The following is a 19,813-nucleotide window of genomic DNA, read 5'->3' as shown; positions in this document are numbered from 1 at the left end:
AAAACTGCTGGTAACTTTCGTTACCAACAGTAGAAATTATAGAGCCAAAAAATAAAGGAGATAAAGTGAATGACAAGATATAAAGCCATTATTAGTTATGATGGAACAAACTATGCGGGATTTCAGATTCAACCTAATGCTGTTACCATCCAAGAGGTCATAGAAGCCACTCTAAAGCGATTGAATAGTGGAAAGCCTGTGACAATCCATCCGTCTGGTAGAACGGACTCAGGGGTTCATGCAGTCGGTCAGGTGATCCATTTTGATTTGTCACAAAAACGAGACGTTGAAAAATTACGTTTCGCTTTAGATACTCAAACACCTGAGGATATTAGTATTTTATCGATTGAAGAAGTAACGGAAGATTTTCATGCGAGATACTTGGCGACAGGTAAAGAATATCACTATCATGTCGATACAGGTAAATCTCCCAATCCATTTAAACGATTGTATGCAGCCCATTTCCGCTATGAGCTTGATTTAGAGTCTATGAGGCGTGCCGCACGTTTTATTGAAGGAGAACATGACTTTAGTGTATTTTGTGCGACAGGAAGTTCTGTGGAAGATAAGACACGAACTGTTTATAGTGTGACAATAGAAGAAGTTGGCGAAGACGAATTATTATTTATTTTTAAGGGTAATGGATTTTTATATAAAATGGTGCGCATGCTTGTTGGGACGTTATTAAAAATAGGAAATGGACAACTGCCAGAAGACGCTATACAACGTGCCCTAGCGAACCAAGACAAGAAAATGACAGGACCAACTGCTCAACCTGAGGGGTTATTTTTAATGAAAGTCGATTATAACGGCGAGAAAAAGTGTCATAAATAATGTGAATTTTGTTGACATATCAACAAAATAAGGATAATATGGTTAGTGGTATTGTTTGCCCCACGATGAGCCCCGGAAACTTATTGTGTTATGTCAAACAACAGAAGAAAATTGGAGGAAAAACACCCATGCGTACAACATATATGGCCAAAAATGGCGAAGTAGATCGTAAATGGTATGTAGTGGATGCAACAGATGTTCCTTTAGGACGTCTATCAACAGTTGTAGCATCTATCTTACGTGGAAAAAATAAACCAACATTCACACCACATGTGGATACTGGTGATTATGTAATTGTAATTAATGCTGATAAAGTAAAATTAACTGGTAAAAAAGCAACTGACAAAGTATATTACCGTCACAGCCAACATCCAGGTGGTTTGAAATCTATCACTGCTGGTGAACTACGTGATAAAAACTCTCGTCGTTTAGTTGAAAATTCTATCAAAGGTATGTTACCAAAGAATACTTTAGGACGTAAACAATGGTCTAAATTATTCGTTTATGGTGGAAGCGAACATCAACAACAAGCTCAAAAACCAGAAGTATTAGACATTACAAACCTAATTTAAGGAGGAAAATAGATTGGCTAAAGTACAATATATCGGCACAGGCCGTCGTAAAAAATCTGTTGCTCGCGTACGCTTAGTACCTGGAACAGGTAAAGTAGTTATGAACAACAAAGACATCGAAGAATATATTCCACATGCTGATTTACGTGAAGTAATTATGCAACCTCTTGTTTTAACTGAAACAAAAGGCGCATATGACGTTTTCGTAAACGTTAATGGTGGTGGATATGCAGGACAATCTGGCGCAACTCGTCATGGTATTGCTCGTGCATTATTACAAGTAGATCCTGACTTCCGTGGAGCTCTTAAACGTGAAGGATTATTAACACGTGACGCTCGTATGGTAGAACGTAAAAAACCAGGTCTTAAAAAAGCTCGTAAAGCATCTCAATTCTCAAAACGTTAATTCGTTTTATACAGAATATCAAAACACTCTCCGTTTTTGGAGGGTGTTTTTTTGTCGTCATGTATAAATATTAGTTGTTATACACCACTAATTTTAAGAATTCTATTTTAAGTAGATCAGAAGCCCATATAGCCCTTACCGCTTCTTTTTTTCATTTAACCAATGAGAAAAAAGGTTAGTAACAATACCGACAAGTATAGGGTCAACTATCAGTGATACAACTTTATCCAATCTTAAATTCCCCTCTATCGTTTTAACATATCCTTTTCTAGTTTTTCTTTGGGGATTATTTCAGGATTCAATTGTTTAAAAAATATTTTTGTTTAATGATTAGAATGAATATTTTTTTGAAAAAGTACCCTGATTTTATCAGATTGTAGTGATCCACGTACCTAAATTTTTTAGTTTTACTAATTAAAAGTAAGTCTAATTAGTTTACTTTTTGTAAGTAATATTATATGATGATGTCAAGTAAGAGAGATATCTTTTTTTAATCATTTTTATCTCGAATTCGAAATAAATGATAGAGGTGATGACTATGAATCAAACAGAACAATCGTTAAACACATTTATTCAATTGATACGGGCAAGTAATAAATTGGAAAAAATCGTCAGACAAGATGTCACGCAGTATCAATTAAATATAACCGAATTTGCGGTGATGGAGTTGCTCTTTCACAAAGGAAAACAGACAATCCAAGTGATTAAAGAGAAAATTTTGATAGCTAGTAGTAGTACGACATATGTTATTGACCAATTAGAGAAAAAAGGATTTGTCACAAGACAAACCAATATTAACGATAAGCGAGTGACGTTTGTTGTATTAACAGAGCGTGGGACACTACTCATGAAAGAAATTTTTCCTAAACATGCTAAAACTATTACTGATTCAATGTCATGTTTAGAACAAAATGAATTAGAGCAACTATTAAAGTTATTAGCCAAATTAAATAGGTCACTAGGAAAATAGTGACATCAGGAGGAATTGGAAATGAATGAACAAGATAAATTATTAGGCATTCACCACATAACAGCAATGACAAGTGATGCTAAAAAAAATTATGACTTTTTCACTAATATATTAGGTATGAGACTAGTTAAAAAGACGGTTAATCAAGATGATATCTATACTTACCATACTTATTTTGCAGATGATTATGGGACACCAGGTACCACGATGACGTTTTTTGACTTTCCTAATAATCCAAAAGGTATAAGAGGTACTAATGCTATCACGCGTATAGGGTTTAGAGTTCCTACTGATGCCGCATTAGAATACTATAAAGAACGATTTTATGAATTTAATGTAGATCATGATGATATTTTAGAAGAATTTGGTGTAAAAGTATTGTCATTTAGAGATGAGGATGGTCAGCGTTATCAATTAATATCAGATGAAAATAATTATGGCGTAGCGGCTGGAACTGCTTGGAAAAATGGTCCAGTACCTGAAGAATATGCCATATATGGTTTAGGTACAACAGAGATAACAGTTAGTTACTTTAAAGAGTTTAAATCCTTAATGGAGACCATTTTCTCGTTTAAAGAAATTACTAATGAGGGAAACAGACATTTGATGGAAGTTGGTGAAGGGGGCAATGGGACACGGATTATTTTAGTCGAAGATACTCAATTACCTGATGCTAGACAAGGATACGGAGAAGTGCATCATTTGGCCTTTCGTTTGAAACATCGTGCGTCTTTACAAGTATGGAAAGAGTTATTTGATCAGCTAGGATTACCTAATTCGGGTTATGTGAATCGTTTTTATTTTGAATCACTTTATGTCAGAGTAGGGCATATTTTAATAGAACTTGCAACAGACGAACCTGGATTTATGGAAGATGAGCCTTATGAAACATTAGGCGAAGCGTTATCATTACCCCCATTTTTAGAAAAAAAACGTGAATATATAGAAAGTGTTATCAAACCATTTAATACAAAAAGATAGAGGTGTTTAGATATGGAATCTATAAATAGAATACATCATATTTCTGCTATTGTTGGAAATCCTAAAGAAAATGTGAGATTTTACGAAACGATATTGGGACTTAGACTGGTTAAACAAACAGTTAATTTTGATGACCCACAAACGTACCATTTATATTTTGGTAATGAACAAGCTGAACCGGGGACTATTATAACTTTTTTCCCATGGGATACAACCAGTCGAGGGCGTGTTGGTAGTGGACAAGTTGGTCGCATTGCGTTTCGAGTTCCTAAAGGTAGTCTCGCTTATTGGAATGAACGTCTTACTTCTTTTAATGTCTCCTTTGAGATAAGTCAATTATTTGGAAAAACGACACTATTATTTAATGACTCTCATGGTTTAGATATAGCTTTGGTAGAAGGTGAAGAAATGAACGGATACCAAATTATGGGATTTCATGGCGCAGTATTGTTATCTAGCCAACCTAAAGATACGATGCAAACATTAAGAGATGATTTAGGGTTGAGTATAGTATCCGAAGATAGTGATGCCTATCATGCTGAAACAATAGGTAAAGAAAAACATCATATTGTTATTCCAAAAGAAAGATTACCACGCGGACGTTTTGGAGTAGGTACTGTTCACCATATTGCCTGGTCAGTTCCGGATGATGAGACACATCGCATATGGCAAGATTACTTATATGAAGAAAAATATCAGGTAACAGAGATAAAAGATAGACAGTATTTTAAAGCCATTTACTTTATTGAAAAAGGAAATATCGTGTTTGAATTAGCAACGGATAAACCGGGGTTTACCATTAATGAGTCTTTAGACCATCTAGGTGAAAAGCTAATGTTACCGCCACAATATGAGCATATGCGATCACAATTAGAGAAAAGTCTATTACCACTTCGATAGGAGGAAAAGAGATGTTATCACTAAATCCAAACACCATGAGTGAACGAGAAAATTATAAAATGCTGATTGGCTCAATCATTCCTAGACCAGTCGCAGTTGTTACGAGTCTAGCGAAGGATGGGACACTAAACATTGCACCATTTAGTTATTTTAATATTGTAACCTCTAATCCACCGATTATTTCGTTATCGATTCAACGACAAAATGGTCAGATGAAAGATACAGCACATCATATTGTGACAAGTAAGGAAGCTGTGGTACATATAGCTGAAGAGTCTTATATCAAAGATATTAATCAAACTGCTACTAATTGTAGTTCAGATGAGAGCGAGTTGAGCCTGACGAATTTTACATTAAATCAAGCTAAAAGTATATCAGTACCGATGTTGTCAGAGCTTCAAATCAAGATGGAAGTGACGTTGTATCAACATATTGAAATAAAAGATGACCATCAAGTGACAGCTGATTTATTGTTATTATCAGTTAATTATTATCATATTGATGATACATTATACGATCATGGTAGAATTGATTTTAAAAAGTTACGTCCAATGAGTCGTCTTGCAGGAAATGATTATGCCAAAATAGGAGAGGTCATCACAATTGAACGACCGGTTTAAGGGGGATAAATACGATGAATTATACAATTAAATATGGCGGTAAGGAACAGCCGGTTTTAATACTATTACACGGAACAGGTGGAAATGAATCATCTTTATTGGATGTTGGTAAAGACTTAATGTCAGATGCGACATTAATAGGTATTAGAGGAGAAGTATTGGAACAAGGTCAGTCTCGCTTTTTTAGTCGAGTAAGTGACGGTGTTTATGATGAAGTAGATTTAGAAATGCGTGCAAACGACTTACATAGGTTTATTAGTGAGCTTTTGCAAAAGAGTCAGTTAACTAATCAAGAGATTGTCTTAGTTGGTTATTCTAATGGTGCAAATATCGCTATTAAGTTATTGCTTAACTACCCTGATAAGTATCAAAGAGCAGTATTATTTCATCCTATGTACCCAATAGATGTTTTAGAGGATCACGATTTAAGTCAAACAGAATTATTTGTCACATTAGGAACACAAGATAGTATTGTTCCCATTGAGGAAAGTCAACGAGTTTTGACTTTATTTCGAAGATTTCATGCGAATATCCTATCAGAGTGGACATTAACGCATCAATTGACCTATTTAGAAGTTGAAAAAGCCAAAAAATGGTTGCATCGGATAATAAAACAAAACGAGCATGAATAATCATTGCTCGTTTTTATAGTGGTGAAGGATTAATATAGTGGGTTGTTTTATTCTAATTATATTGATTTACATAGCTATCAGACCAGAATTTTTTTGCGATTTTTTGTCCTTGATTAATTTTTGCCCATTGTTGTGCTTGGGTTAATTCATTTCCACAATCACATGACGCAAATCCACATTGATGAGATAAAAGTAATCTTTCTTTTGGTAAAATTTGACTCGCTTTTTCGAGTAATTGATAGATTCTTGTTTCATCATCTAAAGTAGCTGTTTTACTTGATAGTAAACCTAATACTACTTCCACATTTGGCTTATCTTTTAAAGCTTCTAAAGCTGAGATATCTCCTGCACGTTCATCATCCCACTCTAAGAAGAAACGGTCATAGTGTTGCTCGCCTAAGAATTTTTTCTCAACGGTTTGGTAACTACCACAATAAAATTAATCAAAGAAATAGTCTGTAAGAGTAAATTATTTATATTTATACAGAATACTTAATAAAAAAATAGTTATTTAATTAAAATAGGCCAATAAAACAATGGGTGTTTTTTTAAATATATTCTATTTCAAAAACTAAACTTGTTAATTATTATACGTTTTTTTAGTATGCTTGTTGTTACTTTTTTTATCTTATATAGTATATTAATGGAAAATAAATGAAAATAGTGTAATATATATATATATATAAGGTGTTTTTTGAAAAATTATATATTAAGTATTTTTTTATACATTTAAAACTATTTAAATATTTATTTATATAGAAATAGTTTTTTTGTTCTTTATTGTGGGGGGGTATTTTGTAAAAAGAAATTTGAACTTTTATAAAAAAATAGGTGAAGGAGTAAAAAAATGGATTTAAAAAAATTGATAAAAAGAGTATGCCTATTGATTGTATTGACTAGTCCAGTTATTTTTACAAAAGTTGCGTATGCTTCAAATGAAGATTTGACATATACAATATCTGTCAAACCGGTATCTAACCAAATAGATAAGCAAGCAACTTATTATGATTTATTAGTAGAACCTGGTCAAAAAGAAACATTAACAGTGATTGTGAGCAACACTGGCAAAGAGGAAAAAACATTACGAGTGACGCCAACAAATGCTATTACCAATCAAAATGGTGTTATTGACTACTCTAGACAAGATAAAGATTACAAGTACGATTCTAATCTAAAAATACCTTTTACAAGTTTGGTTGAGAAGGAAAAGCAAGTAACCGTTCCGGCTGGTAAAAGCGAAGAGGTTACGTTTGAGCTGACGGTTCCTAAAGAGCCATTCAAAGGAATGATTCTCGGTGGTTTTTTGGTAGATGTGGTTGAATCTGAACAAGGAACAGATAATTCCGCATCTGGAGGGGTAAAAATTGTTAATAAATTTCAACTGGTTAAAGCGGTTATGTTAAGAGAAAGTGAGGAAACGGTAAAACCTGAAGTGGTACTGAATGAGGTAAAACCTGATTTAGTGTCTTATCGTACAGCAGTTACAGCTAATTTACAGAATACGGAACCAACTATGTTTGGAGATATGACAGTAGAAGCCAAAGTGACTGAAAAAGGAAAAAAAGAGGTTTTAAAAAGTGATACTAAAAAGGGGTTAGAGATGGCACCTAACTCTAATTTTGACTACCCTATTATGTGGAATAACGAGCGATTAGATCCAGGAGAATATACGTTATCTCTGTTAGCAACATCGGGTACTAAAAAGTGGCAATTTACTAAAGATTTTACGATTACTAAGGATGAGAGTAACAAGTTAAACAAAGAGGCAGTAGAACTAGAAGAACCAAAAAAACCGTATTGGTTATATATTCTAATCATTGCCATATTTATCCTTTTATCTTTGATTTTATTAGTCTTAGTTTTACGACATAGAGAAAAATTAAAACAGCAACAAAACAAAGCGAAAAGAAGTTCTCATGCTACAGGTCATAAAACAAAAGGTGGTCATAAAGGAGGGAGTAAAAAAAGGAGTAGAAAATCTGATAGAAGGGAGTAGAAAAGATTGAAAAAAACATGGGTGATAGTATTTAGTCTCATTCTTTTTTGGAGTTTATCTTATCCAAGTTTTGTTGAAGCGGTAGGAGAGCCATACACAATTGATCAAGCCCCTTTAGATGTTCCGGAGTTCGATGATTACACTGTAACAAAGGTTAGTTCATTATCTGAATTAAGTACAGCACTTAATAGTTCCACTTCTAAAGTAAGTATTGAACTTCAAAATGATATGACCATAACCAGTAGTATTATTATTAACGGCGATAAAGAATTAAACCTAAATGGTCATACATTAAATGCAGGGACAAACGGTTATTTATTGGTAGATAGAACTAGTACGACAAATCAGTTTAAATTATTTAATGGAAAAATCATCGGAGGACCTGTTACACAAAGTCCAGGAAGCCGCGATACTCAAAATTCGGCCTTTTTAAATGTTTCTTATCAAAAAAATATAAATGTTGTATTTGAAGACATAGCGTATAAAAGTAATGATAATGGTGGTAACTTTTTTGTTGGATTGGCAACGAATGTGTTCTCTTTAGGTACAGTAACAGTGGAGACCTATGCACAAAATATACGTGCTGGAAATATGACGTTTTTAGGCGACTTTAACGGTTATTCTTTTGGAAATGGATCACCAAATGATAGAGGTAATGCATCTGGAGGCGTGAATCTAACATTTGATGGTTATAATAATTCGTATATTAATAAAACCAATGGTGGACCAACATCAATGTCTCAATCAGTAGGGGATAGAAGAATATACATTGGTAAAAATAGCCATGTTGTGTTAAATAATACTAATAATGCAAATAACAATAGAGGTTATTTAGCCTATGCTAATAACATTGGAAACTTTTCAATTATTAATGTGGATGGAAGTTTAGAAGCGACATCAGTCGGAACTTCCTTGAGAACAACAGCTTCTAGTCGTAATATTGGGACGCCTTATAATAATCAAGCAGGTACGTTTAATGGTCAGGCAAATATATATGTTAATCAAGGAGCCGAGTTTAAAGTATCATCAACTAATGAAACAGCAACTTATGGGACGTTATTTACCTACAATACTAATTTATATGTTTATAAACCCGGTGTGTTGGATATGCGCTACTTTGGTACAGGAAATTTCTTCTATTCGTTTGATCAGGCTAACTCACCACAATCTAATTTATATTTATATGATCAAAGTATTGGTGTTTGGCTTAAAAATGATAAAGGTATCGGAAATCCTACAAAGATTTGGCAGAATGTGGACTGGATGAGCTTGCTTAATTTTAATAGGTATGTTGCAAATAACGTTAGCTCGTCTGATCCGACATTAACACCTGACACATTTAAAATAAACGATTACAGTCGTATATCTAATAATGTCGAGCTTCCTATGATAGTGCTAGATCCGACATTTATCACTGAATCTGATCAAGCTTTTTTAAATAACGGGGATACTACCTTTAGCGGTACAACAGATTATTATTTACCAGGAAACGTGAAGTTAGATAAAGCAGTGTCAAATGCAACTGTAACAATGAAGTTAAATGGAAAGACTTATACGACACAAACAACAGACGATGGGACATGGGGCTTTGCAGACTTGGATTTATCAACAGTTAAAGGTGGAACGATAGGTACCGTTGACTTAGTGGACACAGATAAACGGCTAGCCACTCAAATCAAATTTACCGTAAAAGATACCATCCCACCAAAAGCTACACCTAAATTAATAAAAGCTGATTTAGGAAGTACCACTAAATTAAGTAATCCATTGGATGGTATTTCGACTTATAGCGACGAAACCACAACAAATGACAAGATGACAGTTGAATTTGTCAATAGCGATGCTGAACGAACTAAGATGGTCAATGAGTTAGGTGTTCATGATATTGGTATAAACGTTATTGATGAAGCGGGAAATAAAACACTCGTATCCACAAAAGTGGTTGTACATCCAAAAGGCGAAAACATTACAGATGGTTATGTTTTCGGAAAAGACTACAATATCGATTATCTAACATGGGTAAACGCGTCAGACAGTCAGAAAAGAGAGTTCGTCTTATCAAAGGATTATGGGAATACAAAGGGATATGCTATATCGGGAAACACCATTACAGATGTGTCGACTGATCCAAATAACATGTTGATAACTATACCTAGTAACAACTGGGAGCCAAATAAAACGTATGATATTCCTGTAAAGGTTAACTCTTATACCAAAATAATAAAAGTTACCTTGGTGCCTAGTACCGTTAAGATGACTATTAAACAAGTATATAAGGGAACGGACACACCTATTTATAGTGATTTAGAAAATAAATCACTAGTAAAAAATGATGCTTATGAAGAAATTATTGGAGACAATATAGAAGAAGTTTTAAATAAGTTAATTTCTGATAAAAAAATAGTTTTAAATTATGAAGGGTATAATCCTGTAATTGTGTCAGATTACAAAATTTATCAACATGATAAAGAAATGACTAAGTCAGACACTGTACCAAATGACGATTTTTCCATTATTTATGAGTACGAAGGGCAATTAAAATTTAAAGATATTGCTGAGAAATTAGACTTTGGTTCGGTTACTATCTCTGCAGAAGACACTGAAACACCATTGAGTGATTCAAGTGATAAGTCTCTTTCTATTATAAATACCATTCAAGATTCAACGTGGAAATTAAAAGCGTCGCTACCTTCAGGCATCACACAAGTCAATGGGAAAAAGTCTCCTTTTATAGGGAATGTTATCTATAAAGATATACTAGGAGATACCTTACGTATAGGGAAATCAGCGACTATTATTGAGACACAAAAAGATAATCAGTTATTTAGTCACATACAGTTAAAAAATAAAGACACGGGCATATTCTTAAAGCAAGAGGCTGGTAATTTAAAAGGTAGTTACTCAGGGGAACTTTTATGGACGTTGGAAGATTCACCTTAGCATAAATAAAAGAGAGGGATGTGAAAATGAAGAAATTACTTTATCTATGTTCTTTAGCGATGATTGTTATATTCGGTTATCAAGTCCAAGTGACAGCTGAGACAAAAGAGAGTATATCTGAAACAATCATTTCAGAATCTGATATTTCATCATCAAGCGCCAAGGTGAATTCTCACGCAACCATCAGTTTTTCTAGAAAAACTATAAAAGAAACGAATGGAAATAGCGATTCATCGTCAAATAATAAGGCGTCAAGCACCATTCCCAGTTCAGGAGCACGACTTCCTTCTACTGGGGAAGCATTAGGTATAGGAGTATCGATGATAGGTTTTTTATTACTTTTTATTATTTTTAGAAAGGAAATCAAATCTATTTTTATTGAAAAAAAATTTAGTCAAAAGGAGAAGATATAAAATGAAAAAAATGTTAGGAACATTACTAATTAGTTCAACTGTATTAGTCGCAGGGTTACAAACCTATGCAGTGACTGTCGAAGAAAATGGACAAATTAACTCAGAGGCAACTATTATGGTAAATCCTGGTGCTAAAGAGCCAACAAAACCAGAAAATCCTGATACCCCTTCTGGCGAGACTGGACAAAGTGGTCCTCTAAGTATCGATAATGTCATTGTTTTTAATTTTAAAGACATGAATTTAAGTGGACGAACACAAAAAATTTCATTAAAAAATGATGGAGCAGAATCTATTGCCAAAAGAAACATTCAAGTAACCGATACACGAGGAACAGGTGCTGGTTGGAACTTACAAATAAAACAAAGTGAACTAACTGATTCAACGACGAATCCAGGAACAACGAATACGTTAAGCGGTGCTTATATTACATTAAATAATGGATCAGTTGTAGCAGGTAGTGACAATGCTGTGGCACAAGATGACGCTGGTATTACACCAACGCTAAATGAGTACGCACCAAATGCTGAAAACAAAAATAGTTTTCAAAAAATTATAACGGCTGAAAAAGGTCAAGGTATGGGGACGTTTAAAGTTTTTTATAATAAAGACGCAACAGGTTTAGAGAAGGACGTAGCAGATGATATTCAATTAGTTGTTCCATCAGGTAATATGATTGGGACGTATCAAGGAACGGTTACTTGGGCATTATCTGATAGCCCATCAGCAAGTCCAGTAAAATAAAAAAGGAGAATTCACATGAAAAAAAATATTTATTTATCTAGTTTGTTAGTTTTAGGAACTCTTTTTAGTGTTAGCCAATTAACTGTAGCTGAAGAAGCACAAGGTCTTAATAAAACTGGTACAGCCAATGTTCAAATTACTGCAGGTTCTGACGTTATTACACCTCCAAGTACAGACCCATATCCATCTACTGGCCCAATGTTACCAGTAAAAGATCTGGGGATTACGAGTGCAACGGATCTGTATTTTGATGCTATATCATTAACATCAACGACTACAACCAGAGATGCGCTATATGTTAAATCTACTGGTACACCTATTACTAATATCGGTGTGGTGGACAACACAGATATATCAAAAGATGATACTGTCTATACACCGGGTTATAGTGTGACTGACCGTCGTGGGACAGGTGCTGGTTGGAATTTAACCTTAACATTGGGTGATTTTGTTGAACAAAATGTTGCATCAGATGATACTGAACATACGTTAAAAGGGGCACAATTATCTTTCCCAGAAATTACACCTAATACAACCAAAGATGCCTCTCATAGTGTAGCACCTACCAGTTTTGCTAAAACGTTTGATGCAGGTGGTACGGCAAAAGTGTTGATGTCTGCTGCTAAAGATCAAGGTATGGGATTATGGGAAGCACGTTATAATTCGAGAGCACTAGAATTATCAGATGGATCAACTACTGAAAAAAAACCGATTCAATTATCTGTTCCAGGAAATAATTATGCAGGTCAATATCAAGCAACACTTACATGGAACTTATCAGACTCACCAGCTGCACCAACTGCTGAATAAGAGAGAGTATAAAAAGGAGAGAGTATAATGAAAAAACAAGTCAAATTAATCAGTGTGATTTCTTTAAGTGCGATTTTTATGGCATCTTTTGGTACAACCATTATGGCAGCAGAAGGAGAAAATGCTGAATCAAACGCAACGATTAAAGCCATTGCAGGAGGAAATACTCCTGTGAAACCTGTTAACCCAACTGATCCCAAAGACCCTACTAAACCAGGTCCAACCGATCCAAATGATGGAAATACAACTGGACAAACTGGTGCTTTACAAATTAACTATTTATCTAACTTAGATTTTGGTAGTGATATTGAGATTACAAGTAAAACTGTGACAGCCAATGTTAAGAATGATACGCCTAGATTTTATCAAGTTAGTGATTTAAGAGGAACTGCAGCAGGTTGGAAATTAAATGTATCTCTAGGAGATTTTGTTCCAACTGATACTAAAAATACGAATAAGCCAATTACGGGTGCTACTATATCATTTAAAAATGGTGAAGCTGTTACAAGTAATGATACTGTAAATGGTAGTGATGTTGACCTTGCTAAGACACATGATATTAGTTTGTCTGCTGGTAATACAGGGGTACAAACCTTGTTATCAGCTGATAAGGGAACAGGACGAGGAACATGGTTAGCAAGATATACAGCAGAAGCTGGTGCAACAGATAATGAACATATTGTTTTTAGTGCTCCAACTAATAGTATCACTGCAAACACTGGTTATAAAGCAACATTGACTTGGCAATTAGTTGATGGCGTAAAATAAACAGATTACAAGTTAGGAGAAGTACTATGAAAAAAATATGGTTTTGTTGTACCTTACTTTTATCTACTCTAATCATAGGGGAAACTGTATTAGCAGTAGATATGGAACCTAAGACACAAAAAGCGACAGTTAACTTAATCGAAAATACCGATCCTTCTGTTTCATTGTTAGAGATTACTAAAGCATCTGATTTAAATTTTGGATCTAAGGCAATAGGTATTACAGATATGACATTAACAGAAGAACAATCACCTAATCTTGTCATAACTGATATTCGTGGAGATGCTCCGGGTTGGTCTCTTTCTGTATCTTTAGGTGAATTTAAAGATTCCTCCAATAGTCGAGTATTAAAAGGAGTTCAATTGTTTTATCCAGCCATTACATTGACGACAAATGCAACAGTTGATGTTGCTGAGCGTACACCTGAAACTCTCTCAACGGATGAAAGCTTTGAAGATTCTTTAGTCAAGGGTTTAAGGATTAAATCTTCAGATACACCAAGTAATAAAGTATTAATAAAATCTGTATCTGGAAAAGGAAATGGTCAATGGACGGGAACGTATGATGCAACTCATAAATTAGAATTAAACATACCTGCAGGTAACCTTGCGGGAAACTATGAATCATCATTGACTTATACCTTAACAGATGGACCAACAATATAATTTAGGAGGAGATAGAATGAAATCACATAATATAAAGAACATACTCTTTGGGTTAAGCTTGTCAGCTATTGCTTTAATGACAAGTAGTGTGACATTTGCTGCATCCGTTAATCAAGATGCGACTGCTACATTTAATTTGGTGGCTCCGACAGAGACATTAAAATTGACAGAGGCATCAGATATTACATTTAAAGATGCGACTATTTCAGCAGAAGATATCGTAACAACTAATTCAAATGATGTGAATATTTCTATTCAAGAATTAAGTGGTAATGCTCCTGGATGGCAATTGTCTACCAAATTGAGTCATTTTACAGGAAGTACTAAAGGTAAGCAACTGACTGGTGCTCAATTGTTTTATCCTAGTGTGACACCAACAACCACAACAAGTGGTGATACTAGTGCCATTTTACCTAATACATTAACTACAGATAATGCCTTTACTGGAGATGACAAAGGAAAGGTTGTGTCTTCTGGTGAAGATGCTGTTAATATTGTGACAGCTGATGTCGGTAAAGGTTATGGTAGCTGGACTATACAGTACCCAACAGATAAAATTCAATTAAAAATCCCAGCTGGAAATTTACAAGATACTTATACAGCAACATTGACTTATACATTAACTGACTCACCAGTGTCACATTAAATAGCTGGTTACTCTATCTTAAAAGGTTTCCCCAAAAATTTTAGTTAAGTCAATAATTTATTGCTTGATAAGCAGACTGAATTTCTTTTCTAAATTGCAATATTAAGTTAGCCACCTAGGCAAAAACATCTAAATTTCTATGTTATTCTATTAAAATCCATTTTTACCAACATGTTTTGATTTTAAGCTTTTGAATTTCTTCTAAAAATAATATTGCTGGTTGTCTATAATTTAAGATTTTACGTGGTAAAAGATTAATCTTTTCAGTAGCTAGTTGAATGAACTGTTTTGAGTAGTGACAAATTGGAGTTCCTTTCGGAACAAATTGTCTTAATAAACCATTATGTCTTTCATTTGTACCTCGTTCCCAGGAAGAATAAGGATGAGCAAAATAGACATCAGTTATTTGTTGGAGAGTATCATGTAGCGAGCTAAATTCACTACCATTATCAGCAGTAATTGATTGAAACATCTTGCTAAAGCTAGCTTGTCCTGTTTCAGCAAAATAGAGTTGTCTAGGTTTGTTATTTTCTTTAATTTGTGTTGTTGTACCACGTTTCAGCCTCTTATTGAAGTTTTTGTGTGGTATTCTGAGTTTGTTCCATGATAAAAATTCCTTTCGTTGTTGGGTGGATACTTCAATGATACATGAATTTTTACCATGGTTTTTTTATTATTTTAGGGTGGCTAACTTGATTCTACAATTAACCAAATTAAATTCATGCAAAAGGAGTCATTATACACTATCAAAATAATCAAATAAATTTTTTTGTAAAATATACACGTTTTATGTTATAATCCTATGTGAGTCTATATTCTTCACGTATTTTATTTTTGTTATGGTGTATTTTGAGGTTAGAAGGTAGGGATTATGTGAAAAAAAAAATAGGTATCGCGCTCTTAAGTGTATGTATTGTACTATTTGGTACCTTAGCTTTAGCCGCTGAAAACGATGGCATAGATATGTTGATGCAAGATAGCACGACATCGTCATATATTAGCGAACATAGTAGTACGGAAGCGAAGATTAATACGACAAGCAAAAGTTTTTTTGGAACCTATACCGAAGAGACAACAACTGCATCAAATTATGTTGAAACTAGTGATACAAATTCACCTTTTTCTGAAGAAGTAAGTAGCAAATCAGATGAAAGAGAGATTTCATTATTTTTAACTAAATCATTGACTGGAAATGGTACAATGACTGATCCTTTTTTAATCTATACGGCAGATCAGATGACAGAAATAATTAAAATAATTAATAAAGCGGATTATACAAATTCGGTTAATTCAGGAACTGTTTATATTCAGTTGAAGAATGATATTACTGCAAATGGCACATTCTCAGAATTTACAAACAATAAAAATCCTATTATCATAGACGGTTCTAAGGATTCAACTTCTACAGAAAATTATTCTATTTATTATAGTGGGTCAACTGTAGCGCACGGGATATTTTCTTTGGGTACTAGTGATATGTCAATAAAATTTAAAAATATAAATTTTGGTTCAAGTGAATCACCGAGAAGTACTTATTATGGATTGTGTTATAGTACAGATAGAAACAATAGTATCAATATTGAAAACGTCAATTATTATGCAGAAGTTGGGGGCCAACCCTTTTTTATAATGGGAAGTAACAGTTCATTAAATTTTAGTGGAAATAACTCGTTTACTGTGTCAAGTAATGGAAGTAATAACCAAGAATTTGCTGAATTTTCAGGAACGCTCAACTTTAAAGAAGGCAGTCAAACCTCTATTGTACAAAAATCGGGAGAGGCTCTTGCATTTATCTGGGCGAGATCTAATATAGACATGAATGTAGAGGACAATGCAAAAGTATTTATTCAATCGGGTAAAGAGTGCATGATTTATCCAGCAGCATACTCAGTGAATTTAAATGTATCAGATAGTGCAGAATTTACTTATATGTTTGATAACAACTTAACATATATAGATCCGCAAACTGTTTTTGGTGACCCATTAAATTATCAAAAAGTGATACGATCTGGAAAAACTAATGCGAGATTTAATAAACTATTTTATAATAAACAAAATTTGAATATATCAACTGCAAATGAATCTAAGGTGAATTTTATAACGGTAGATTTACCATTTCAAAATGGAGCAATTGATATAAATACTATAGATCCAGCCAGTGTTCGATTTGTAAATGAATTAAATACAAATTCGGCTTTAGATAGTAGCACGAGCCTTAAGGTGACAAATAATAGCTTGAATAATACAATCTATAATTTATCTAAAACAGAAAAAGCAAGTGAAAAAACAAAGGTAAGTGAACTGATTTTGCCAGGATTAAATAGTAATATTGCAACAAATGACCTATTAAAATATAGTGCGATTATTTATGAACCTGCTGTTAAGGTGGGTGACATTACATCTGAAGGTTTATCTGGATTTAATAAATCAGAAAGCTCTCCTTATAGTAAAATTTCAAGTCGTCTGACAGGTGTGTCAAGTACTCTAGACGCTAGTTATACTTATAAAGCACAGTATTATATTACAAACGATGTTGGTGTTATTTTAGATGACTCTACATTACATAGTCAGTATAATGAATCAACACCTCCTACACATTTAGGTGGGAGTATCTATTCTGAGATAAGCAGTTTGCCTTCTATCGCGACAGAGACTGGTGATCAATCCACAGTTGCACATTTAGACCGGCTGTTTTCTGGCCATTATATGGTGTACGGACGCTTAGCTATCATCCCTAAAAATGGCGGTCAAATTTTTTATAGTAAATGGAAACATACTGATACAACAATTAGTCCTTATCAAGTAGTGACCTTTCCTTCACTGATTGATATTAATGAAAATATCAGCTATAAATTAGTAAATGGAAATTTTGGACTGACTTTCAACGAATCGGTAACCTATCCAATATCAAATCAGAGTAACCAAGTCGTAGAAGTCACGCTAAGTCGTCTGAGTGAAAATACAAATAATCAAGTGACTATGATTCCTAGCCCACCAGATAGCGGGAGTAATAAACTGTTATTTTTGAACTTGTTTTCAACTACTGGAGATTTTCAAATCAACTTAGGGAATTTGACTAGTTCGCCTACATTAGAACTTCAGCCTTATTGGGATACACAGGGTAGTATAAAAAAATTTTACATCAATGGAAAATACAGCGGCCCTTTTTTGACGCGAACACCAGCAGTGGTAGACTATAATCTAGATTTTTTAATAAAATCAAAATAAATGAAAGGCATACAATTTTATGATAAAGGAAGAGAATAAACAAAAAAAAAAGCGTAGGTTGTTATTATTACTTTTACTTTTGTTATTTATTATCGGTGGTTTTTTCATCTATAAAATTTTTTTTGACAAACAAACTGAAGTAGCTACTGTAGTCGCAGGAGATTTTTTACCTGAAGGGAAAGATGCTTCAAAAATGACTGAAAAAGAGTTGACACAGTATGCTCAAAAAGCAGTAGACAGCAGTAATTTTAATATGAAAATCGTTTCAGAAGCTTATTTTAATAAAGATACAATGACAGGAGGTTTAGCAATTCAAAACCCACCTCAAAACTCTCAGCCTGTAAATGTCATAGTTACTTTAGATAGTAATAACTCTGTTCTTTATGAATCAGGAGCTATTCAACCGGGAGAAGAAATAAAAGAAGCTACATTACTACAAAAATTAGATTCAGGAACGTATCCAGTCACAGCAACATTTGATATCTATAATCCAGATACAAAAAAAAAGCAAGGACAAGTTAAAGCGTTATTAACTATTATAGTTGATGAATAGATATAAAAACAAAAAAGGAGAATATATTATGAAAAAAACATTATTAGGTTTATTAGTAGCAACAAGTGTAGTTTCTTTTACAGCAGTGCAGGTATCAGCAGATCAAACAGGGGACGATCTAGGTACTAGAGATGGTTCTAGAACATACATTGGGGAAGATAGTGCGACTATCCCTGTACAAGGAACATTAGGTGTGGATAATACAGATCCGGCCTCTCCAATAGATGAAGGAGATAAAGCTTGGATAAATGTAACAGTTCCCACTCAAACGTACTTTTATTCAGCAGGAACAACAGCTAACTCAGCGATTACTTCGCCAAAATATACAATAAAAAATAATTCAGGTAGACCTGTAATAGTTAATTTAAATGGATTAACTGAAAGTGGGAATCCAGCACAAAAAGATGGAAAGAAAATTAGTGATACCACAACTAGTAACAAAAATGTTGAAGTTAATCTAATCTCTGAAGGAGGAGTAACACATGCTTCTTCGACGAATATTATTAAAAATGGATCTCCAGTAGCATCGTTATCAAGTGAGTTGACTCGGTTAGCTAACCAGGAAGGAAAGAATAAATCGTCAGAAGAAGCTGTTTCTGGATCTAATATTTTGACATTTAGCTATGCAGGGGAAATTGGTTCAAATTTGGATGGTGTTTATAGTAGTAATTATACATTAGGTTTGACATTCTCTGTGCCTTCAGATTGGAAATAGGATTAAAATTTAAGTTGTGAAGGAGGACGGTTATGTCTAATCAAGTAGATATAACAGGGATAATTGGTCAAGAAGCAACGGTACAGATACACCAAATACCTTCTTCGAATACAATTAAATTCTCTTCAGTATCAAATACGTACTATGGTAAATTACCTAAAACTAGTGAGTATAGGAATATATATATATTGGGCCTAGGACTAACGATTGTTTTAATTTTATTAATTATATATTATATAAAAAAAAGTTCAAAAACTCGTAATCAATAGATGATTAATAAAATCGTTGTTTATGTTAATATATAGACGTAGGATTTTTGTTAGAATGAAGTTTATCAAGTGAGGGAAGAAATTCTGGCTCTTTGTCAACTAGTGTTGGTAAAAGTTCAAACGTTAGAATTTAGGATCTAGAAAGCTTTTTAG

The 19,813-nt window shown here is 33.8% G+C and carries 22 protein-coding genes and 1 pseudogene; 20 read left to right on the top strand and 3 right to left on the bottom strand.

The genetic code is table 11. The features are described 5' to 3' along the window. The first annotated feature begins 69 nt into the window (after positions 1–69). The 3 genes from truA (at position 70) to rpsI (ending at position 1,812) form a co-directional block, all read left to right on the top strand. The gene (truA, locus tag DW196_RS10370; protein WP_118251203.1) at positions 70–834 is read left to right on the top strand and encodes a tRNA pseudouridine(38-40) synthase TruA; all 765 of its coding nucleotides are present in this window, start codon (positions 70–72) and stop codon (positions 832–834) included. Positions 835–962: 128 nt separating this feature from the next. Beyond that, positions 963–1,406, top strand: a complete 444-nt coding sequence (gene rplM / locus DW196_RS10365) for a 50S ribosomal protein L13 (protein WP_071457735.1) — start codon at positions 963–965, stop codon at positions 1,404–1,406. Positions 1,407–1,419: 13 nt separating this feature from the next. After that, complete coding sequence (gene rpsI / locus DW196_RS10360) at positions 1,420–1,812, top strand: 30S ribosomal protein S9 (protein ID WP_071457734.1); 393 nt, start codon at positions 1,420–1,422, stop codon at positions 1,810–1,812. A gap of 135 nt (positions 1,813–1,947) precedes the next feature. Here the strand turns inward: rpsI and DW196_RS10355 are convergent, their stop codons facing one another. Next, positions 1,948–2,043 (bottom strand): type I toxin-antitoxin system Fst family toxin, encoded by a 96-nt coding sequence (locus DW196_RS10355; protein WP_118251202.1) that lies wholly within the window; start codon positions 2,041–2,043, stop codon positions 1,948–1,950. A 307-nt stretch (positions 2,044–2,350) separates the two neighbouring features. On the opposite strand from DW196_RS10355, the gene DW196_RS10350 reads away from it, so the two are divergent. Genes DW196_RS10350 through DW196_RS10330 form a run of 5 tightly spaced genes read left to right on the top strand, consistent with a single transcriptional unit; the run spans position 2,351 to position 5,915 of the window. Continuing rightward, positions 2,351–2,782 (top strand): MarR family winged helix-turn-helix transcriptional regulator, encoded by a 432-nt coding sequence (locus tag DW196_RS10350; RefSeq protein ID WP_071457729.1) that lies wholly within the window; start codon positions 2,351–2,353, stop codon positions 2,780–2,782. 21 nt (positions 2,783–2,803) lie between these two features. After that, a complete protein-coding gene (locus DW196_RS10345; RefSeq protein ID WP_118251201.1) occupies positions 2,804–3,763 on the top strand; it encodes a ring-cleaving dioxygenase in 960 nt (319 codons plus the stop codon). A 12-nt stretch (positions 3,764–3,775) separates the two neighbouring features. Then, positions 3,776–4,663 (top strand): VOC family protein, encoded by an 888-nt coding sequence (locus DW196_RS10340; protein WP_118251200.1) that lies wholly within the window; start codon positions 3,776–3,778, stop codon positions 4,661–4,663. Between the two features lie 11 nt (positions 4,664–4,674). Continuing rightward, complete coding sequence (locus DW196_RS10335) at positions 4,675–5,283, top strand: flavin reductase family protein (RefSeq protein WP_118251199.1); 609 nt, start codon at positions 4,675–4,677, stop codon at positions 5,281–5,283. A 14-nt stretch (positions 5,284–5,297) separates the two neighbouring features. Further along, a complete protein-coding gene (locus DW196_RS10330; protein ID WP_118251198.1) occupies positions 5,298–5,915 on the top strand; it encodes an alpha/beta hydrolase in 618 nt (205 codons plus the stop codon). A 52-nt stretch (positions 5,916–5,967) separates the two neighbouring features. On the opposite strand, the pseudogene DW196_RS10325 reads toward DW196_RS10330, so the two are convergent. Then, positions 5,968–6,324 (bottom strand): annotated as a pseudogene (locus tag DW196_RS10325) (5-methyltetrahydropteroyltriglutamate--homocysteine methyltransferase); the annotation flags it as partial. A 438-nt stretch (positions 6,325–6,762) separates the two neighbouring features. Between DW196_RS10325 and DW196_RS10320 the strand changes: the two are divergent. The 8 genes from DW196_RS10320 to DW196_RS10285 are packed head-to-tail and all read left to right on the top strand — an operon-like array spanning position 6,763 to position 14,895. Continuing rightward, positions 6,763–7,911 (top strand): DUF916 and DUF3324 domain-containing protein, encoded by a 1,149-nt coding sequence (locus DW196_RS10320; RefSeq protein ID WP_118251197.1) that lies wholly within the window; start codon positions 6,763–6,765, stop codon positions 7,909–7,911. A gap of 6 nt (positions 7,912–7,917) precedes the next feature. After that, entirely contained in the window at positions 7,918–10,851 is a 2,934-nt protein-coding gene (locus tag DW196_RS10315) for a hypothetical protein (RefSeq protein ID WP_118251196.1), read from the top strand. A gap of 26 nt (positions 10,852–10,877) precedes the next feature. Beyond that, complete coding sequence (locus DW196_RS10310) at positions 10,878–11,264, top strand: hypothetical protein (protein ID WP_118251195.1); 387 nt, start codon at positions 10,878–10,880, stop codon at positions 11,262–11,264. A gap of 1 nt (position 11,265) precedes the next feature. Beyond that, positions 11,266–12,006, top strand: a complete 741-nt coding sequence (locus tag DW196_RS10305; protein WP_118251194.1) for a WxL domain-containing protein — start codon at positions 11,266–11,268, stop codon at positions 12,004–12,006. 15 nt (positions 12,007–12,021) lie between these two features. Next, positions 12,022–12,816 carry a WxL domain-containing protein gene (locus DW196_RS10300; RefSeq protein WP_117973911.1) on the top strand — a complete coding sequence of 265 codons (795 nt, stop codon included), beginning with the start codon at positions 12,022–12,024 and terminating at the stop codon, positions 12,814–12,816. Positions 12,817–12,843: 27 nt separating this feature from the next. Further along, a complete protein-coding gene (locus DW196_RS10295) occupies positions 12,844–13,584 on the top strand; it encodes a WxL domain-containing protein (RefSeq protein ID WP_071457716.1) in 741 nt (246 codons plus the stop codon). Between the two features lie 26 nt (positions 13,585–13,610). Then, positions 13,611–14,249, top strand: a complete 639-nt coding sequence (locus DW196_RS10290) for a WxL domain-containing protein (RefSeq protein ID WP_118251193.1) — start codon at positions 13,611–13,613, stop codon at positions 14,247–14,249. 16 nt (positions 14,250–14,265) lie between these two features. Beyond that, positions 14,266–14,895 (top strand): WxL domain-containing protein, encoded by a 630-nt coding sequence (locus tag DW196_RS10285; RefSeq protein WP_158563569.1) that lies wholly within the window; start codon positions 14,266–14,268, stop codon positions 14,893–14,895. A gap of 163 nt (positions 14,896–15,058) precedes the next feature. On the opposite strand, the gene DW196_RS10280 is transcribed toward DW196_RS10285, so the two are convergent. After that, positions 15,059–15,367, bottom strand: coding sequence for an IS30 family transposase (locus DW196_RS10280; RefSeq protein WP_118251191.1), 309 nt, complete (start codon positions 15,365–15,367; stop codon positions 15,059–15,061). Positions 15,368–15,864: 497 nt separating this feature from the next. On the opposite strand from DW196_RS10280, the gene DW196_RS10275 reads away from it, so the two are divergent. From DW196_RS10275 to DW196_RS10260, 4 genes are read left to right on the top strand one after another with little or no spacing between them, the layout of a single operon-like run. Next, positions 15,865–18,123, top strand: coding sequence for a hypothetical protein (locus tag DW196_RS10275; protein ID WP_147408686.1), 2,259 nt, complete (start codon positions 15,865–15,867; stop codon positions 18,121–18,123). 19 nt (positions 18,124–18,142) lie between these two features. Further along, positions 18,143–18,676, top strand: coding sequence for a hypothetical protein (locus DW196_RS10270; protein WP_118251189.1), 534 nt, complete (start codon positions 18,143–18,145; stop codon positions 18,674–18,676). 28 nt (positions 18,677–18,704) lie between these two features. Beyond that, positions 18,705–19,391, top strand: coding sequence for a hypothetical protein (locus DW196_RS10265; protein ID WP_118251188.1), 687 nt, complete (start codon positions 18,705–18,707; stop codon positions 19,389–19,391). 32 nt (positions 19,392–19,423) lie between these two features. After that, on the top strand, positions 19,424–19,660 hold the full coding sequence (locus tag DW196_RS10260) for an LPXTG cell wall anchor domain-containing protein (RefSeq protein WP_118251187.1): 237 nt from the start codon (positions 19,424–19,426) through the stop codon (positions 19,658–19,660). Positions 19,661–19,813: the final 153 nt, after the last annotated feature.

The organism is Vagococcus sp. AM17-17 (assembly GCF_003471765.1).
Classification (GTDB): Bacteria; Bacillota; Bacilli; order Lactobacillales; family Vagococcaceae; genus Vagococcus; species Vagococcus teuberi.
The sequence above is the reverse complement of the archived record's forward strand: the minus strand, read 5'-3'. Positions and strand labels throughout refer to the sequence as shown.

What these genes read in the sequence shown, in the direction of transcription:
- truA (WP_118251203.1), top strand. Translation starts at nt 70, where the DNA reads ATGACAAGATATAAAGCCATTATTAGTTATGATGGAACAAACTATGCG.
- rplM (WP_071457735.1), top strand. Translation starts at nt 963, where the DNA reads ATGCGTACAACATATATGGCCAAAAATGGCGAAGTAGATCGTAAATGG.
- DW196_RS10350 (WP_071457729.1), top strand. Translation starts at nt 2,351, where the DNA reads ATGAATCAAACAGAACAATCGTTAAACACATTTATTCAATTGATACGG.
- DW196_RS10345 (WP_118251201.1), top strand. Translation starts at nt 2,804, where the DNA reads ATGAATGAACAAGATAAATTATTAGGCATTCACCACATAACAGCAATG.
- DW196_RS10340 (WP_118251200.1), top strand. Translation starts at nt 3,776, where the DNA reads ATGGAATCTATAAATAGAATACATCATATTTCTGCTATTGTTGGAAAT.
- DW196_RS10335 (WP_118251199.1), top strand. Translation starts at nt 4,675, where the DNA reads ATGTTATCACTAAATCCAAACACCATGAGTGAACGAGAAAATTATAAA.
- DW196_RS10330 (WP_118251198.1), top strand. Translation starts at nt 5,298, where the DNA reads ATGAATTATACAATTAAATATGGCGGTAAGGAACAGCCGGTTTTAATA.
- DW196_RS10320 (WP_118251197.1), top strand. Translation starts at nt 6,763, where the DNA reads ATGGATTTAAAAAAATTGATAAAAAGAGTATGCCTATTGATTGTATTG.
- DW196_RS10310 (WP_118251195.1), top strand. Translation starts at nt 10,878, where the DNA reads ATGAAGAAATTACTTTATCTATGTTCTTTAGCGATGATTGTTATATTC.
- DW196_RS10305 (WP_118251194.1), top strand. Translation starts at nt 11,266, where the DNA reads ATGAAAAAAATGTTAGGAACATTACTAATTAGTTCAACTGTATTAGTC.
- DW196_RS10300 (WP_117973911.1), top strand. Translation starts at nt 12,022, where the DNA reads ATGAAAAAAAATATTTATTTATCTAGTTTGTTAGTTTTAGGAACTCTT.
- DW196_RS10295 (WP_071457716.1), top strand. Translation starts at nt 12,844, where the DNA reads ATGAAAAAACAAGTCAAATTAATCAGTGTGATTTCTTTAAGTGCGATT.
- DW196_RS10290 (WP_118251193.1), top strand. Translation starts at nt 13,611, where the DNA reads ATGAAAAAAATATGGTTTTGTTGTACCTTACTTTTATCTACTCTAATC.
- DW196_RS10285 (WP_158563569.1), top strand. Translation starts at nt 14,266, where the DNA reads ATGAAATCACATAATATAAAGAACATACTCTTTGGGTTAAGCTTGTCA.
- DW196_RS10280 (WP_118251191.1), bottom strand. Translation starts at nt 15,367, where the DNA reads ATGTTTCAATCAATTACTGCTGATAATGGTAGTGAATTTAGCTCGCTA.
- DW196_RS10275 (WP_147408686.1), top strand. Translation starts at nt 15,865, where the DNA reads ATGCAAGATAGCACGACATCGTCATATATTAGCGAACATAGTAGTACG.
- DW196_RS10270 (WP_118251189.1), top strand. Translation starts at nt 18,143, where the DNA reads ATGATAAAGGAAGAGAATAAACAAAAAAAAAAGCGTAGGTTGTTATTA.
- DW196_RS10265 (WP_118251188.1), top strand. Translation starts at nt 18,705, where the DNA reads ATGAAAAAAACATTATTAGGTTTATTAGTAGCAACAAGTGTAGTTTCT.
- DW196_RS10260 (WP_118251187.1), top strand. Translation starts at nt 19,424, where the DNA reads ATGTCTAATCAAGTAGATATAACAGGGATAATTGGTCAAGAAGCAACG.